Raw genomic sequence first — 17,841 nt, forward strand, 5'->3', positions numbered from 1 at the left:
CGCCCCAGGGAGCACCGCCATGGAGATCCGCACCCCCATCCCCTGCCACAGGGCGCCGCTTCCCGAGGACTTCCGGGACCTGACCGCCGAGCAGGCGCTCGGGCGGGCGTGCGTCGCCTGCGGGAAGGCCCTCGGGGCGGGCGCCGTCTACCGGGGCGTGGTCATCGGCCGCGAGGGAGCCATGCTCCTCGACGCGGACGTCCGCTCCTGCCCGCCCTCGGCGGCCGGACGATGACCGCGGCGGGGCGGATCTGCGCCGTCTGCCAGCGGCCGGTGCAGGGCGAGGGGATCCGGATCATCCGGCACTCGGCGTCCGGGGCCCGGCCGGACGGTTGGGTGCACCCCGCCTGCGACCGCGCCCCGCTCCGGCCGCTGAAGCCGCGCCCCCGCCGCTCCTGAGCCTCCCCGGACCCGGTCGATTTCGGTCATTTCTGCTGGGGCGGCTCATGCGCCGGCCGCGCCCCGCGTGCGGGCGCCCGCCGGGCGGGGGCGCCACCGGCGGGCGGGGGCGCGTGCGGGGCGCGGGGGTGTCCCGCGCCGGCGCAGGTCCCGGCGCGGGTTACTCGTCCTCGTCGTCCTCGTCGTCCAGGCGGGCCAGCCAGGTGGCCAGGCGTTCCACCGGGACCTCGAAGTCGGGGTTGAGGTCGACGAAGGTGCGCAGCTGCTCGGCCAGCCACTCGAAGGTGACCTCCTCCTCGCCGCGCCGCTTCTCCAGCTCCTCGATGCCGCGATCGGTGAAGTACAAGTCGGGCTCCGTGCGTGATGAAGGTGGGCATGGGGACGTTTCCCGCCAGGATAATCCGCAGGCCGGGCAAGGCCTCCCCCCGTCGCGGCGCCGGCGCTAGCCTGGAATGCCGTCGAAGGTGAGGGGGTGCGGATGCTGGACCGGCGCACCGGCGACTCCGCGCGCGCCTACGAACTCCTCGAGCCCCTCGTCCAGGCAGCCACCGTACGCGTCCACCCCGCCCCCGGCGGGTATGCAGACCGGGGGAACCACCCGACCTGGGGCAGCGGCTTCTTCGTCGCCCCCGGCTGGGTACTGACGTGTGCCCACGTCGTGGGCGAAGGGGGTGCTGCGGTGCGGCTGGTGGGACGAGAGGTCGGCATCACCTTCTCCTCCGGCCCCCGCACCACCGGGACCGTCACCGGCCGCGTCGAGTGCGTCCTGCCCGAGCGGCTGGAGGAGCGCCGGCCTCCCCGGCGCGCGCTGTGGGACCTGCCCGACCTGGCCCTCGTACGGATCCTCGCCCCCGTCTCCCACGCGTGCGTCCGCCTCACCGACCGCGCCCGGCCCCGCCTGGACGAGGTCGCGTACTTCGGCTGCACCGAGGACCTCGGCATCCCCGAGATCACCGGCCGCACCACCCGCCTGCGCGGCACCGCCGCCGGCGGAGCCGCCCTCCGCCTCGGCGACGACGACGAGATCGAGCCCGGCATGTCCGGCGGCCCCGTCGTCGACCTGGGCCGTGGGGAGGTCGTCGGCGTCGTCAAGGCCCGCCGGCACACCGGCGGCGGCGGGCTCGCCGTCTCCGTCGTCCAGCTGCGCACCCTGCCTCTGGACGCCGTCGGCCAGATCGGCCTCTACCGCCGGGTCATGCAGGCCCACGACCTGTACCACTACGACGAGCACCTCAGCGACCTCGACAGCCGCCGCACCTGGACCGACGTGCACGGCGAACTCCCCGCCGCCGACCTCTACGGCGGCCCCCGCCTCACCCCCGCCGAGATCACCACCCTGTGCGGGCTGCTCGCCGAACTACCCCCGCCCGGCTCCTCCGAGGCCGTCCGCGCCCTCGTCGAGGCGGCCCGCGGCGAGGAACCCGACCCGGCCCTGCCCGCCCCGCTGAGCTGGCGCGACGGCCTCGGCATGCTGCACGACCCGCCCGGCGGCACCGGCGAGGCCGCAGCCATGCTCCGCTACGCCACCGACATCAGCGTCGCCGACCACCGGGAGCCGCCCGCCCCCGGAGCCGACGAGGAGCTGTGGGACTGGGTGCGGGCCACCGCCGAGCGGCTGTGGCGGCCGCTGCGCCGCGAACTCGGCGAACGCCACGACCTGGGCCTCGCCGAGCGGGAGCGCCGCCGCCGCGCCCGCGCCGCCCGGCCCGCCCACGGCCCCGGACGGCCCGTCCAGGCGATGCCGCAGGGGCCGTCCGTCCTGCTGGAGGCCTGGGCGCACGGCTGGGAGGACGTCTACGACTGGCGGGTCTCCGTCCTCGCCGGGCCCGCCCACCCCGGCCGCCTCACCCCCGTCGGCTCCGGCGTGCGCGTCACCCGGGCCGGCCTGCCCGAGGCGCTGCGCGACTCCCTCGCCGAGGCCTTCCGGCGCTGCGACACCCACGAGGCGCCCGCCGCCCTGGAAGTCGCCGTCGCCCCCGAGCTGTTCGGGCTGCCCGTCGACACCTGGACCGTCACCGGCCGCGTCCCCCTCGGCGCCCAGCGGCCCGTCGTCCTGCGCTACCCCGCCGGAAGCGGCGGCCACGCCGCCGGCGGCCCGCCGCACGACCCGGAGGCCGCCCACCGCCGGGCCGACCGCTGGAGCCGCGTCCAGACCGGGCCCCTGCTCGACGAGCGCGCCGACTGCGCGCACGGCCGGCCCCGCAGCCCCTCCCCGGCCTGGCTGGACGGCCTCGCCGACAACACCGTGCCGGTGCACTGCCGGGCCGCCGACCAGGAGCCCACCCTCGGGTCCCTGCACGCGGTCCGCGAGGCCGGCTACGGGGTCGCGGTCACCCGGCGGCCCCCGGCGGATCCGGGGGAGTCCTGCGCGCCGTTCCACCGCGGACTGCGCGAGGAGCTGACCGACGCGGGGCACGGGGCACCACTGCCGGTGCGGCTCCAGGAGCTGCGGGCCCGCTCCCACGGGGCGGACCCGGACGCCTACTGGTCGGACGGGATGGCCCTCGTCTGGGACGACCCGGCCCGCGCCCTGCCCGAGGACGAGCCGCTCCAGGGGGACCTGTGACGGGCGGGAGGGGACAGACGTGAACGAGGAATGGCTGATCTACCGGGGCGTCGGCGAGCCACACGACGGCATCGACGTCCTGCCCGAACCGCCGCCCTGGCGGGACTTCGACGGCGGGCCCGCCGTCGACCCGCCGCCGTCGTCCCGGTCCGCCGACGGCAACGTCGCCCGGCGACTCGGCGCCCACCGGCAGGCCGCCGAACTCCACCGGCCCGAACCGGAGGAGCTGGAGGCCATCAACGCGGCCCTCTACCTGCGCCGTCCGCTCCTCGTCACCGGCTACCCGGGCACCGGCAAGTCCACCCTCGCGCACGCCGTCGCCCACGAGCTGAAACTCGGCCGGGTCCTGCGCTGGCCGGTCGTCTCGCGGACCACCCTCCAGGAGGGCCTCTACCGCTACGACGCCATCGCCCGCCTCCAGGACGTCCAGATCGCCGCCGGCGGCGGCGACCCCGGCGGCGCCCCCGGCATCGGCAAGTACATCCGGCTCGGGCCGCTCGGCACCGCCCTGCTGCCCACCCTCCGCCCCCGCGTCCTGCTCATCGACGAACTCGACAAGAGCGACATCGACCTCCCCAACGACCTCCTCAACGTCCTGGAGGAAGGCGAGTTCACCCTGCCCGAACTCGAACGCGTCGCCGAGACCGAGCCCGAGGTGCACGTCCTCACCGACGACGGCGCGAAGGTCGCCGTCCGCGACGGCCGCGTCCGCTGCCGGGCCTTCCCCTTCATCATCCTGACCAGCAACGGCGAACGGGACTTCCCCGCCGCCCTGCTGCGCCGCTGCATCCAGCTCAAGCTCGGCCAGCCCGGCGAGAAGCGCCTCGCCACCATGGTCCGCGCCCACCTCGGCGAGGACGCCGCCCGCCTCGGAGCCGACCTCATCCGCGAGTTCCTCAGCCGCTCCCAGTCCGAACTCGTCGCCGCCGACCAGCTCCTGAACGCCATCTACCTCACCCACTACGCCGCCCCCCCGACCCGTGAAGACCTCGCCGACCTCCTCATCCAGCGCCTCGACCGCCCGAGGTGAGACCATGCCCACCGCCGAGCAACCGCTCCCGTCACCCCCCGCCATCCGGGACCTGGCACGGCTGCTGCGGGCCGCCGGACTCGACCCCTCCGCCGAGGAGCTGGCCGACGCCCTCTGGCTGGCCGGCCGCATCGGCCCGCCCGGCCCGCCCGCCGGCCCGCCCGCACCGCTGCTCCTGCGCCGCCCCGGCCCCCGCGAGGCCCCGCCGCCGCAGGAGGAGCCCCCGCCACCGGACCCCGGCATCGAGGACCCGGTGCGGTTCTACGCCGCCCGCGTCACCGGCGCCGCCGCCGAGGAGGCCGCCGGCCTGCCCGCCGGCACCGGCGTGCCCGTACGCGTCCCCGGCGCGGCCGCCCTGCCCCGCATCCTCGACATCCAGCGCGCCCTGCGCTCCCTCCAGCGGCACCGCCCGCCCGGCCCGCCGGCCCGGATGGTCCTCGACGAGCCGGCCACCGCCGAGGCAAGCGCCCGCGCCCTCGGCCTCGTCATCCCCGTCCTGCGGCCCGAGAGCCGCCGCGAGGCCACCGTCCGGCTGGTGATGGACGCCTCCCCTTCCATGGCCGTCTGGCAGGACATGTTCGAGGAGCTCCGCACCGTCTGCGAACGCCTCGGCGCCTTCCGCGACGTCCAGGTCCACTACCTGCACCGGCTCGCCGACGGCCGGGCCGCCCTCGGCCGCGGGCCCGCCCCCGGCAGCCGGCTGCGCTCCGGCGACCAGCTCCGCGACCCCAGCGGCCGCGCCCTCACCATGGTCGTCTCCGACTGCGCCGGCGCCCTGTGGCGGGAGGGCGAGGCGCAGCGGCTGCTGCACCGCTGGGCCGAGTGCACCCCCTGCGCCGTCGTCCAGCCGCTGCCGCAGCGGCTGTGGAACCGCAGCTGGCTGCCGACCGAGCGGGGCACCCTCGCGCGGACCGAGGGCGGCGCCGGCCGGCTCCGCTTCCGGCCCGACCGGCCGCCGCGCCACGGCAGGCCCGGCGGCGGGCTCACCGTGCCCGTCCTGCCGCCGAACGCCACCGCCCTCGGCGCCTGGGCCCGCCTCGTCGCCGGTCTCGGGCCCGGGCCCGTCCCCGCCGAGGTGGGCCGCGTCCTCGCCGACCACCCCGCCGCGCCCGTCCCCCCGCCGCGGGCGGTGCGGCCGCCGGAGGAGCTGGTGCGCCGCTTCCGCTCCGCCGCCTCGCCGCGCGCCGTCCAGCTCGCCGTCTACCTGTCGGCCGCGCCGCTGACGCTGCCCGTCATGCGGCTCGTCCAGCGGACCATGCTGCCCGACTCCGAGCCCTCCGACCTCGCGGAAGTCCTGCTCAGCGGGCTGCTGCGGCGCGGCCCCGACGCCGGCCAGTGGTACGAGTTCACCCCCGGCGTGCAGGACGTGCTGCTCGGGCCGCTCGGCCGGGACGACGCCGCGCTCGTGCTCAAGCACTGCTCCGAGTACGTCCTCGCGCACTTCGGGCGCGGTGTGCGCAACTTCCCCGCCCTGGCCGTCGCCCAGCTCACCGGGGAGCCCGCCGTCGAGGACGACCCGGAGGGGCGCGTCCCCGCCGGGCGGCTGCCCCAGGCCTTCGCCGAGGTCTCCGCCCGCGTCGTACGCCGCTACCTGCCCGGCCCGGCCGTACCGGACGACGCCGCCGACCGGGAGCCGCCCGCACCGCCGCCCCGGCGGTCCTGGGCCGTGCGCACCGCCCGCGACCGGCTCGCCGCGCACGACGCGGACGGCGGCGCCGAGCGCGGCCTGTACGAAGCCGCCGCCGTCCTGCGGCGCGCCGTCGCGGCGCCCGCCGGGCCGGGGGACGCCGACGGCGAGGCGGAGTGCGAGCTGGCCGAGGTGCTGCTGCGGCTGTGGGCGCGCCAGCGCGACCCCGAGCTGCTCGCCGAGGCCGAACAGGCCGTGCGCGGGCTCGCCGCGGCGCCCGCCCGCGCCCTCCTCGGCCGGGTCCTGTACGAGCGGGCCCTCGCCGAACGCCCGGACGCCGAACTGCTGGACGCCGCCGAGCTGGAGTTCGCCGCCGCGGCCGCCCTCGCCGCCGACCCGCGGCTGCGGCTGGACTGCGTCCTGCGGCGGGTGCAGGCCCTCGTCCGGATCGCCGACCTGCGCGACGACCCCGGGGCGCTGCGGGAGGCGCGGGCCGCACTGGAGGTCCTCGCCGGCCAGGCCCCCGGCCGGGTGCTGCGGCCCGCCCTCGGGCGGGTCCTGCTGGCGCTGCTGCCCCGCCTCGGCGACGCGGCCGAGCGGACCGCGCTGGCCGAGGAGGCCGCCGGGCACCTGGCCTCGGCCCTGCCCCGCACCGCCGCCGGCGGGAGTCCCGGGGACACGGCCGGGGCGCCCCCCGAGCCCGCCGCGGCCGAGGCGGCGCGGCTGCGCGTCGACCTCGCCACCGTCCTGCGCTACCTGCCCGCCCGGCTCGAAGAGGCCGCCGGACACCTCGACCTCGTGCTCGCCGAGCCGGACGGCGGCGACCCCGAACTCCGCCTGGCCGCTCTCGTCTGCCGGGCCAGGGTGCACCGGGCCCGGTACGCCCGGGACGCCGACCCCGAGGCCCTGGAGCAGGCCGCCGACGCCTACGGCAGGGCCCGGCGGCTGATCCCGCGGGACGGCGAGGCCTACGGGGAGCTGCTGCCCGAGTGGGGCGAGGCCCTGCTGGAGCGGGCCCGTGCCGCGGGCGGCCGGCACTTCGCCTCGGCGGCCGTACGCGTGCTCCGCGACAGCCGGGCCGCGGTCCCGCAGTCCGACGGCCGGTCCGCGCAGCGCCTGGTGCGGCTCGCCGAGGGGCTGCGGCTGCGGCACGGCTACGAGGGCGATGTGGTGGACCTGAGGGAGGCCGAGTACCTGCTGGAGCTGGCGGTCCGGCAGAGCCGCAGCCCCCTGGAGCAGGCGAGGGCCTGGCGGGAGCACGGAGACGTCCAGCAGGAGATCCATGCCCACACCCGGGCCCTGGACCGCCTCGACCGGGCGGCGGACTCCTACCGGCGGGCCTGGCGGGCCGCCCTGGACGGCGACCGCGCCGAGCGGCGCGAAGTGGCCGTCGAGCTGGCCGCCCGGGTCCAGGAGCTGCGGGGCGAGGTGCTGGAGCGGCTGGCCCGGCCCCGGGCCGCGCTCGACGCCTACCGCTCGGCCCTGGAGCTGTGGCGGCGGCTCGGCGAGGAGGCCGCGGAACGTCGGGAGGCGCTCGGCTCCCGCGTCCGCACCCTGGAGGCCGGGCTGTGACACCCCGCGAGGCACCGGACCCGGAGGTCGGGACGGCAGCGAACGGCGGCAGCGAACGGACAGCGCACCCGACGGACACGGCGAACCAGCAGGGGGACGGGCAGCCCATGGCGATTCGGCAGCAGAATGCACGGACGGAAGTGGCGGGACACCCGGGGGCGGGTCCGGCGGCGGATCCGGCGGCGGGCCCCGCCGCGGGGAGCCCGACCCGCCGGCCCGCACCGGCCCCGCAGCCGTTGCCGCCCCCGCGCCCGGCGCCCGCCGCGGGCCCCGCGGGTCCCGCGGGCCCGACCGCCCCGGCCGCCGCCCCGACGACCGCCCCGGCCGCCGCCCCGGCCGGTCCCGCAGCCGCCGCCGGCGCGCGGCGCTGCCCGGCGGGGCTGCCCGACCTGTCCGGCTACGACCTCGCCGCCCTCCGCGGCATCGACCACCCCGTCCTCGCCCGCGTCATCGAGGGCCTGGTCGACCGCGTCACCCACCCGGCCGAGATCCTCAACGCCTTCGACTCGGGCGCCAGCTGAGCGCCCGCTCACGCACCGCATCGCCAACACCACGCAGCGCACCCGGAGTTGTCCCGTTTCCGCCGTTAGCGCGTGCCGAACCCAGGGCAGGGATGCAACCGTCCGCCGGGGTGCCCGCACGGCGGCCGGGGAGGGAGGTGCCTGCGGTGAGCCATGCCGACGGGAGCCGGGCGGCGCCGTCCGCGCTGTCCGCGCACCGGGCCCGCGCCCCCTGGCCGTACACCCGGCTCGACGTGCCGGCGCTGCGCGCCGCCGGCCACCGCCCGCACCCCATCCGGCAGTTCGTGCTCAAGACGCGCAGCCGCTGCAACCTGGCCTGCACCTACTGCTACGTCTACGAGATGGCCGACCAGAGCTGGCGCGACCGGCCCGCCGCCATGTCCCGCGCGACCGCGGCCCGCGCCGCCGCACGCATCGCCGAACACGCCGCCGCCCACGCCCTGACCCGCGTCGACCTGGTCCTGCACGGAGGCGAACCCCTGCTGACCGCCCCCGCCGAACTGGCCGCCCCCGTCGACGCCGTCCGGGCCGCCCTGCGCACCGCGTCCCCCGGGACCCGCGTCACCGCGACCGTCCAGACCAACGGCACCCTGCTCACCCGCGGCCGGCTCGCCGCCCTCGCCGCCGCCGGGATCCGCGTCGGCGTCAGCCTCGACGGCGGACTGCCCGAGCACAACGCCCGCCGCGTCGACCACGCCGGCCGGCCCGGGTTCGGCGCCGCCGCCCGCGGCCTGCGCCTGCTCGCCCGCCACCCGGAGCAGTACGCGGGCGTCCTGTGCGTCGTCGACCTCGCCCACGACCCGGTCCGCACGTACGAGTCCCTGCTCGCCTTCGACCCGCCCGGCATCGGGCTGCTGCTGCCGCTCGCCAACCGGAGCACCCCGCCGCCCGGCAGCGCCCCGCACCGCACGCCGTACGCCGACTGGCTCATCGCCGTCTTCGACCGCTGGTGGCAGGCGGACGCCCTGCGCACCCGCATCCGCACCTTCGAGGAGATCATCGCCCTGCTGCTCGGCCTCCCCGCGGCCACCGAGACCCTCGGCCTGGCCCCCGCCGCCACCGCCGTGATCGAGACCGACGGCACCCTCGAACAGGCCGACTCCCTGAAGTCCGCCTACGAAGGCGCCGCCGCCACCGGCATGTCCCTGGACACCCACCGCTTCGACGACCTGCTCGACCACCCCGGCCTCGCCGCCCGGCAGCTCGGCCTCGACGCCCTCGCCGACGAATGCCGCTCCTGCGAGCTGGTCGAGGTCTGCGGCGGCGGCCACTACCCGCACCGCTACCGCTCCGGCGAAGGCTTCCGCAACCCCTCCGTCTACTGCGCCGACCTCCAGGCCCTCATCCGGCACATCGCCGCCGCCCTGCACCGCGCCGCCGAAGGCGCCGCCGCACCCGGCCGCGGCACCCCGCCGCCGCCCGGCCGCGCCGCCGCCCCGGCACCCGTATCCACCCGGGCGGCCGCCTCGTGACCGGCCCGCTGAGCACCCTCACCGTCCCCTCGGCGACCCTGCGCGCCCTCGCCTCCACCGAGCCCTCCGCCGAAGGCAGCCGCCTCGTCGCCGACGTCCGCCGCTCCAAGCGGCTCGTCCTGCTCCGGGCCATCCTCGACGCCGCCGCCTCCCGCGGCGGCCGCGGCGGCGAGGCCGCCGACCACTGGGCCCTGCTGGAGGAGGCCGAACGGCACGCCCCCGACGCCGTCCACGACGTCCTGCACTACCCCGCCGCCGGCGTCTGGGCCGAGGAGACCCTGCGCCGCCTCCACGACCCGGCCGGCCCGCCGCCCGACCTCGCCCACCTCGGCGCCCTCGCCACCGCGGCCGCCCTGCGCGCCGGCATCGCCTTCAAGGCCGTCCTGCGGCCCGCGGGCGGCCGCCTCGCCCTGCCCACCCTCGGCGTGCTCCGCCCGCCCCGGCCCGGCCCCCTCGCCCTCACCGAGCGCTCATGGGACCCCGACGACCCCGCCGTCCTCCCGCTGCACACCCTCCCCGACGGCCGCACCAGCCTCGACGACCTCGACCCCTACCGCGCCCCGGGCCACACCCGCCCCGCGCCCGTCCGCGCCGCCCGCCGCCTCACCCCCAAAGGCCACAAACGCTGGGACACCCAGTGGACCGGCGCCCTCACCCTCCTGGAGCGCTACGACACCGCCCGCGCCGAGGAAGCCGCCCTCCTGCTGCGCTCCGTCGTCCCGCTGGCCGGCGGATCCCGCTCCCACGGCGCCACCCTGCCCGCCGCCGCCGGCTCCGTCCTCGCCCGCGCCCAGGCCCCGCCCGCCCTGGCCGCCACGCTCGTCCACGAGGTCCAGCACGGCAAACTGACCGCCCTCGCCGACGTCCTCCCCCTGCACACCGCCGACCGCGCCCCGCGGCACTGGGCCCCCTGGCGCACCGACCCGCGCCCGCTGGAGGGCCTCCTGCACGGCACGTACGCCCACCTGGCCCTCGCCGGCTACTGGCAGCGCGCCGCCCTCTACGGTGCCCGCGGCGCCTGGGCCCGCCACGCCCGCATCCGCGCCCAGGTCGCGGCCGTCCTGCCCGAGCTGCGCGCCCACCCGCGACTCACCATCGCGGGACGCGAGTTCACCGCCGCGATGGCCGAGGCGGAGCGCGCCATGGACGAGCTGCCGCCGCCCGGCGACCGGTACGCCGCCGCCCGCCGCGCCGTGGACCGGGCCCGCCGCGCCTGGTACGCGCAACACCCCGAACTCGCCCCGTACGCCGAGGGCTGACGGGTCGTCGGCTGCGGTACCTTTTCAACCCCGTCCACCGCCCGGATTCCAGGGAGACGGCCGCATGACCACCGGTATTCGGCAGGAGCGCGACCCGGCCCCCGCGCGGCCGCAGCGCTTCGTCATCAGCTTCGCGGGGTTCAACCGGCCCTGGGCCGTGTGGATCGCGCACCGGCTGGAGGAGCACGGCCACCGCGTCGCCCTCCAGCGCTGGGACCCCCAGTCCTCCGGCGGCCTCACCCACGCCCTCGACGACCTCGCCCGCAGCGGCAGCCGCGTCCTCCTCGTGCTCAGCGAACGCTACTTCTCCGCCGGCACCCACACCGAGCAGGAGTGGAACACCGCCCTGCGGGCCGCCCACGACCACCACCCCGGCCGGTTCGCCGCCGTCTGCCTCACCGACGCCCCGCTGCCCAGCGCCGTCGCCGTGCTGGAGAAGACCGACCTGTGGGGCCTCGACGCGTACGAGGCCGAGTACCGCGTCCTGCGCCGCCTGGAGCTGCCCACCGACCGCGTCGGCACCGAGACCGGCCGCCGCGGCCCCCGCTTCCCCAACGACCCGCCCGAGATCTGGGGCCGCGTCCCCCGCCGCAACCCCCGCTTCACCGGCCGCAACGACGTCATCGGCAGGCTCCGCGCCGCCCTCGCCGAAGCCCCGCCCGGCGCCTCCATCGTCACCCTCCTCGGCCTCTCCGGCGTCGGCAAGACCCAGGTCGCCACCGAGTACGCCTACCGCTTCGCCTCCGAGTACGACGTCGTCTGGTGGGTCCCCGCCGAGGACCGGCCCACGCTCCGCGAACGCCTCGCCGACCTCGCCCCCGAACTGGGCCTCCCGCGCGGCTCCGGCAGCTACGGCGAGCAGATCCGGGCCGTCCTGGAGGCGCTGCGGCGCGGGACCCCGTACAACCGCTGGCTGATCGTCTTCGACGGCTGCGACAACCCCGACGACCTCACCGACCTGCTGCCCTCCGGCGCCGGCGACGTCATCATCACCTCCCGCAACCGCGAATGGGCCTCCCGGCACACCAGCCTCGTCGAGGTCCCCCTCTACGCCCGGCCCGAGTCGATCACCTTCATCCGCCGCCGCGCCCACCGGCTCACCGGCGAGGAGGCCGACCAGCTCGCCGAGGCGCTGGAGGACTACCCGCTCGCCCTCGACCAGACCGCCGGCTGGCTCGCGGACTCCCCGCTGACCGTCGGCGACTACCTGGGGCTGCTGCGCCGCCGCCTGGACTCCCACGAGGCCGTCACCGTCTCCGACGACTACCCGCTGCCCTTCCCCACCGCCCTCGCCATACTCCTCAACAACGTCCGCGAGAACTTCCCCGACGCGCTCGCCCTGCTGCGCCTGTTCGTGTTCTTCGCGCCGGGCCCCGTCCCGCTGCGGCTGCTGCGCGAGTTCCCCGTCGACGACGCGCCGGAGCAGCTCGCCGGGCTCATCAACGACCAGATCCGCTGGAACGCCGCCCTGAACAAGCTCGTCCAGTTCTCCGTCGTCCGCCTGGAGTACTCGGACCTCGCCGTCGAGGAGGGCGGCGGCCTGGAGACCGTCCAACTCCACCGCATGGTCCACGGCATCGTCCGCGAGAACCTCTCCGAGGAGGAGGCCCGGCCCCTCGCCCGCGCGGTCCGCCAGGTCCTCGCCGCCGCCGACCCCGGCCGGCCCTCCGACTCCCGGCTGTGGCCCCGCTTCGCCGAGCTGATCCCCCACCTGGAGAGCGCCGGCGTCCTGACCAGCACCAACCCGCGGATCCAGAACTTCCTGCTGAACTGCCTGCGCTACCTCATGCTCGCCGGCGAGTACCGCACCTGCCTGCGCCTGGCCGAGCAGACCGACCACGAGTGGCGGGCCATGCTCGGCGACGACCACGACCAGGTCCGCGAACTCAGCTACCACTACGGCGGCGCCCTGCGCATGCTCGGCCACTTCAAACGGGCCGAGGTCCTCGCCAAGTCCGTCGCGGACCGCATGCTCGCCGAACGCGGCGACCGCGACCTGGAGACGCTCCGCGCCACCAGCACCTACGCCGGCGTCCTCCTCGGCACCGCCAAGTTCGAGCAGGCCCGCGACCTGCTGGAGCACGCCTTCGCCCGCTACCGCGAACTCCTCGGCGAGGACGACTCCACCACCCTCAACGCCGAGAACAACGTCGCCGTCGTCCTGCGCCTCCTGGGCCGCTACCAGGAGGCGTACGAAACCGACCTGGACACCCTGCGCCGCCGCGAACGCGTCCTGCGCGTCCGGCACATCGCCACCCTCTCCTCCGGAATCGGCTGCGCCATGGGACTGCGCCTCATGGGCCGCTACCGCGAGGCCCTCGCCCGCCAGGAGCAGGGCCTCAAACTCCACCTGCAGGTCCTCGGCCCCAACCATCCGCAGACGCTGCGCGCCGAGCACAACCTCGGCATGTGCCTGCGCCGCTCCGGCGACATCCCCGGCGCAGGGGCCCGGCTGCGCAGCGTCCTGGAGCGCTCCACGCGCGTCTTCGGCGCCGAGTTCCCCTGGACCCTGATGGTCGCCTCCGACTACGCCACCTACCTGCGCGAGTACGGCGACATCGGCGAGGCCCGGCGGATCTCCGAGGAGGTCGTCCGCGGCTACCAGACCCAGCTCGGCCTCGCCCACCCGTACAGCATCGGCACGGTCGGCAACCTCGCCCTCGTCCTGCGCGCCCAGGGCGAGCGCGTCGAGGCGCTGAACCTCGCCGAGCAGGCCCTGGTCGGCATGCGCGGCGCCGTCGGCGAGCGCCACCCGTGGACGCTGGGCTGCGCCCTCAACGCCACCGGGCACCGCAACATCACCGGCCGGCTCCACGACGCCCTGGAACTCGCCCGCGAAACCCTGCGCAGCTGCGAGCAGGTACTGGGCCCGGACCACCCGATGACGCTGAGCGCGCAGATCGCCCTCGCCGCCGACCTGCGGTCGGTGCGGGAGGACGCGGAGGCCCAGAAGCACGAGGACGCGGGCCTGCGGGCCCTCACCCGCACCCTGGGCCCCCAGCACGTCCACACCGTTTCCGCCCGCCAGCAGATGCGCCCGTACTGGGACTTCGAGCCCCAGCCGTAGCCACCCCGGCGGGCGGGAAGCGGGTCCGGCCTCCCAGCCTCGGGGCTGTTCCCCGAACAACGCCGCGTAGGAAGAACCGGCGCCACGTCACCGCGGGATGCGGGGCCGGATCCGTCCACCCGTACCCCTGCCGGAAGGTCGGCTCCTCCCTCGCCGCCCTCCCCGGTGGGGACTCCGGCGCCCGCAGCGTCTCCGCCCGCCGCCCTCCCGAAGCAGGACTTCGGCTGGCAGAACGCCGGCGCGGGCCTGCCGAACAACGACTTCGGCTGGCAGTAGCCGAACCGCCGCCCGCCCCGCCGCGGCTGCACCTGCAGGGCAGCGGGTGCGACGGGGGGCGGGCCGGCGGATACGGCCGAAGGCCCGGCCCCCGGGAACGCCGGGGTCCGGGCCTTCGGCCGTACGGGGTCCGGGGCCTACGCCTCGAACACCTCGTTGATCAGCTGCTGCTGCTCCGCCTGGTGGCGCTTGGCCGAGCCGACCGCCGGGGAGGAGGAGTGCGGCCGCGAGATGCGGCGCAGGCGCTCGCCCGCCGGGATGTCGGCGCCGACCGCCAGGTCCAGGTGGTCGATCAGGTTGAGCGCGATGAACGGCCAGGCACCCTGGTTCGCCGGCTCCTCCTGGGCCCAGATGTACTTCGCCGCGTTCGGGAACTTGGCGATCTCGGCCTGGAGCTCCGCACCCGGCAGCGGGTACAGGCGCTCGATGCGGATGATGGCGGTCTCGGTGTCGCCGCGCTTGACCCGCTCGGCCTCCAGGTCGTAGTAGACCTTGCCCGCGCAGAACACGACCTTGCGGACCGCGTTCGGGTCCACCGACGAGTCGCCGATCACCGGGCGGAACGAGCCGCTGGTGAACTCCTCGGCCTTCGACGCCGCCGCCTTCAGGCGCAGCATCGACTTCGGGGTGAAGACGATGAGCGGCTTGTGGTGCGGGTTGTGGACCTGCCAGCGCAGCAGGTGGAAGTAGTTCGACGGCAGCGTCGGCATGGCGACCGTCATGTTGTTCTGCGCGCACAGCTGCAGGAACCGCTCGGGGCGGGCCGAGGAGTGGTCCGGGCCCTGGCCCTCGTAGCCGTGCGGCAGGAGCAGGGTGACGCCGGAGGTCTGGCCCCACTTCTGCTCGGCGGAGGAGATGAACTCGTCGACGACGGTCTGCGCGCCGTTGACGAAGTCGCCGAACTGGGCCTCCCACAGCACCAGCGCGTCCGGGCGGGCCAGCGAGTAGCCGTACTCGAAGCCCATCGCCGCGTACTCGGACAGCAGCGAGTCGTAGACGTTGAAGCGGGCCTGGTCGTCGGCCAGGTGCTGGAGCGGGGTGTAGTCCTCGCCGGTCTCCCGGTCGATCAGCACCGCGTGGCGCTGGCCGAAGGTGCCGCGGCGGGAGTCCTGGCCGGACAGCCGGACCGGGGTTCCCTCCATCAGCAGGGAGCCGAAGGCGAGGGTCTCGCCCATGCCCCAGTCGATGGTGCCGTCGTCGATCATCGCCGCGCGGCGCTGGAGCTGCGGCAGCAGACGCGGGTGGACGGTGTGGGCGTCGGGGATGTTGACCTGGGACTCGGCGATCCGCTTGACGACCTCCGGGGAGACCGCCGTGTTCACGGCCACCGGGAACTCGGCGCGCTCCGCGGTGCCCGGGATGCCGGTCGCGGGCTGCGCGGCGGCCTCGCGGACCTCCGCGAAGACCTTCTCCAGCTGGCCCTGGAAGTCCTGCAGCGCCTGCTCGGCCTCTTCCAGCGTGATGTCGCCGCGGCCGATCAGGGACTCGGTGTACAGCTTGCGCACCGAGCGCTTCTTGTCGATCAGGTCGTACATCAGCGGCTGCGTGAACGCCGGGTTGTCCGACTCGTTGTGGCCCCGGCGCCGGTAGCAGATGAGGTCGATGACCACGTCCTTGTTGAACGCCTGGCGGAACTCGAAGGCGAGCCGCGCCACGCGGACCACGGCCTCCGGGTCGTCGCCGTTCACGTGGAAGATCGGCGCCTCGATCATGCGGGCCACGTCGGTCGCGTACATCGAGGAGCGCGAGGACTCCGGGGCGGCGGTGAAGCCGACCTGGTTGTTGATGACGACGTGGACGGTGCCGCCGGTGCGGTAGCCGCGCAGCTGCGACATGTTCAGCGTCTCGGCGACGACGCCCTGGCCGGCGAACGCCGCGTCGCCGTGCAGCGCGACGGGCAGGACGGTGAAGTCCGTGCCGCCCTTGTTGATGATGTCCTGCTTGGCGCGCGCGACGCCCTCCAGGACCGGGTCGACGGCCTCCAGGTGGGAGGGGTTCGCGACGAGCGAGACCTTGATCTGCTCGCCGTCCAGGCCCGTGAAGGTGCCCTCGGCGCCCAGGTGGTACTTCACGTCGCCGGAGCCGTGCATCGACTTCGGGTCGAGGTTGCCCTCGAACTCGCGGAAGATCTGCGCGTACGACTTGCCGACGATGTTGGCGAGGACGTTCAGGCGGCCGCGGTGGGCCATGCCGATGACGACCTCTTCGAGGCGGGCCTCGGCCGCGGAGTCGATGACCGCGTCGAGCAGCGGGATGACGGACTCGCCGCCCTCCAGCGAGAACCGCTTCTGGCCGACGTACTTGGTCTGCAGGAACGTCTCGAACGCCTCGGCCGCGTTCAGGCGGCGCAGGATCCGCAGCTGCTCCTCGCGCTCCGGCTTGGAGTGCGGGCGCTCGATGCGGTCCTGGATCCAGCGGCGCTGCTTCGGGTCCTGGATGTGCATGAACTCGACGCCGGTGGTGCGGCAGTACGAGTCGCGCAGCACGCCGAGGATGTCGCGCAGCTTCATCATCGACTTGCCGGCGAAGCCGCCGACGGCGAACTCGCGCTCCAGGTCCCACAGGGTGAGGCCGTGCTCGGTGATGTCCAGGTCGGGGTGCTTGCGCTGCTTGTACTCCAGCGGGTCGGTGTCGGCCATGACGTGGCCGCGGACCCGGTAGGAGTGGATCAGCTCGAAGACGCGGGCGGCCTTGGTGACGTCGTCGTCGTGGCTGGCGTCGATGTCGCGCATCCAGCGGACCGGCTCGTACGGGATCCGCAGCGCCTCGAAGACGTCGTCGTAGAAGCCGTTCTCGCCGAGCAGCAGGTTGGCGACGATCCGCAGGAACTCGCCGGAGGCCGCACCCTGGATGACCCGGTGGTCGTAGGTCGAGGTCAGGGTCATGACCTTGGAGACGCCCAGCTTGTTCAGGGTGTCCTGCGAGGTGCCCTGGAACTCGGCCGGGTAGTCCATCGAGCCGACGCCCATGATGACGGACTGTCCGGGCATCAGGCGCGGCACGGAGTGGACGGTGCCGAGGCCGCCGGGGTTGGTCAGGGAGACCGTGACGCCGGTGAAGTCGTCCATCGTCAGCTTGCCGACGCGGGCGCGGCGGACGATGTCCTCGTAGGCCTGCCAGAACTCGAAGAAGTCGAGGGTCTCGGCCTTCTTGATGCCGGCGACGACGAGCTGGCGGTCGCCGTTGGGCTTGACCAGGTCGATGGCCAGGCCGAAGTTGACGTGCTCCGGCTTGACGAGGGTCGGCTTGCCGTCCTTCTCCGCGAAGGAGTAGTTCATCGACGGCATGGCCTTGATGGCCTGCACCATCGCGTAGCCGATGAGGTGGGTGAAGGAGATCTTCCCGCCCCGGGCGCGCTTGAGGTGGTTGTTGATGACGATCCGGTTGTCGAACAGGAGCTTCACCGGGACGGCGCGCACGGAGGTCGCGGTCGGCACGTCCAGGGAGGCGTTCATGTTCTTCGCGACCGCGGCGGCCGGGCCGCGGAGCGTCACCAGCTCGGGGCCCGCCGGGGCCTCGGTGGCGGGCGCGGCCTTCGGGGCGGCGGGAGCGGCGGGCGCGGCCGGAGCGGCGGCCGGGGCCTGGGAGGTGACAGTCACAGCAGGGGCACCAGAGGGGGAGGCAGGAGCAGGGGCAGGAGCTGACACAGGCGCGGGTGCGGCGGCGGAGGCGGGCGCGGCGCTCGCCGCCCCCGTGGCGGCGGCGTCGGAGGCCTGCGCGGTGACGGCGGTGGAGGCCTGTGCGGAGGCGCCATCCGTCGTCGGGGTACTCACCGGCTCTTCGGCCTTGGCGGGAGCGCTCGCGCCCCCCGGCTTGTAGTCGGCGAAGAAGTCCCACCAGGCCCGGTCGACCGAGTTCGGGTCCTGGAGGTACTGCTGGTAGATCTCGTCGACGAGCCACTCATTGGCGCCGAAGCCTGAGGCAGGGGACTTCCCGCCCTCTGCTGCTTCGGTCGTCGTGCTCGAGTTACTGGGGGACTGTGGCGACACGGCGGCAACCGCCCTCTTCCGCTTCACAAGGTATGGACAGCGGGAATAAAGGCTACGCCTCCC

General features: G+C 75.6%; 10 protein-coding genes. 8 read left to right on the plus strand and 2 right to left on the minus strand.

Annotated elements, in window-relative coordinates; genetic code table 11:
- Positions 1 to 19: 19 nt before the first annotated feature.
- On the plus strand, positions 20 to 235 hold the full coding sequence (locus ACZ462_RS02240; RefSeq protein WP_467807759.1) for a hypothetical protein: 216 nt from the start codon (positions 20 to 22) through the stop codon (positions 233 to 235).
- A gap of 324 nt (positions 236 to 559) precedes the next feature.
- Here the strand turns inward: ACZ462_RS02240 and ACZ462_RS02245 are convergent, their stop codons facing one another.
- On the minus strand, positions 560 to 745 hold the full coding sequence (locus ACZ462_RS02245; RefSeq protein ID WP_010061466.1) for a DUF6104 family protein: 186 nt from the start codon (positions 743 to 745) through the stop codon (positions 560 to 562).
- A 132-nt stretch (positions 746 to 877) separates the two neighbouring features.
- Between ACZ462_RS02245 and ACZ462_RS02250 the strand changes: the two genes are divergently transcribed.
- From ACZ462_RS02250 to fxsT, 7 genes are all read left to right on the plus strand, one after another.
- Complete coding sequence (locus ACZ462_RS02250; RefSeq protein ID WP_467807798.1) at positions 878 to 2,965, plus strand: VMAP-C domain-containing protein; 2,088 nt, start codon at positions 878 to 880, stop codon at positions 2,963 to 2,965.
- A gap of 19 nt (positions 2,966 to 2,984) precedes the next feature.
- A complete protein-coding gene (locus ACZ462_RS02255; protein WP_467807758.1) occupies positions 2,985 to 3,995 on the plus strand; it encodes an AAA family ATPase in 1,011 nt (336 codons plus the stop codon).
- A 4-nt stretch (positions 3,996 to 3,999) separates the two neighbouring features.
- Entirely contained in the window at positions 4,000 to 7,194 is a 3,195-nt protein-coding gene (locus tag ACZ462_RS02260) for an SAV_2336 N-terminal domain-related protein (RefSeq protein ID WP_467807757.1), read from the plus strand.
- A gap of 140 nt (positions 7,195 to 7,334) precedes the next feature.
- Positions 7,335 to 7,715 carry an FxSxx-COOH cyclophane-containing RiPP peptide gene (gene fxsA / locus ACZ462_RS02265; protein WP_467807756.1) on the plus strand — a complete coding sequence of 127 codons (381 nt, stop codon included), beginning with the start codon at positions 7,335 to 7,337 and terminating at the stop codon, positions 7,713 to 7,715.
- Between the two features lie 146 nt (positions 7,716 to 7,861).
- A complete protein-coding gene (locus tag ACZ462_RS02270; protein WP_467807755.1) occupies positions 7,862 to 9,187 on the plus strand; it encodes an FxsB family cyclophane-forming radical SAM/SPASM peptide maturase in 1,326 nt (441 codons plus the stop codon).
- Positions 9,184 to 10,446 carry an HEXXH motif domain-containing protein gene (locus tag ACZ462_RS02275; protein ID WP_467807754.1) on the plus strand — a complete coding sequence of 421 codons (1,263 nt, stop codon included), beginning with the start codon at positions 9,184 to 9,186 and terminating at the stop codon, positions 10,444 to 10,446. The genes ACZ462_RS02270 and ACZ462_RS02275 overlap by 4 nt, the downstream gene beginning before the upstream one ends.
- Before the next feature lie 64 nt (positions 10,447 to 10,510).
- Positions 10,511 to 13,513, plus strand: a complete 3,003-nt coding sequence (gene fxsT / locus ACZ462_RS02280; RefSeq protein ID WP_467807753.1) for an FxSxx-COOH system tetratricopeptide repeat protein — start codon at positions 10,511 to 10,513, stop codon at positions 13,511 to 13,513.
- Between the two features lie 413 nt (positions 13,514 to 13,926).
- Here the strand turns inward: fxsT and ACZ462_RS02285 are convergent, their stop codons facing one another.
- Positions 13,927 to 17,778 carry a multifunctional oxoglutarate decarboxylase/oxoglutarate dehydrogenase thiamine pyrophosphate-binding subunit/dihydrolipoyllysine-residue succinyltransferase subunit gene (locus tag ACZ462_RS02285; protein WP_467807752.1) on the minus strand — a complete coding sequence of 1,284 codons (3,852 nt, stop codon included), beginning with the start codon at positions 17,776 to 17,778 and terminating at the stop codon, positions 13,927 to 13,929.
- Positions 17,779 to 17,841: the final 63 nt, after the last annotated feature.

The sequence above is a fragment of the Streptomyces sp. NPDC031121 genome (assembly GCF_055570615.1).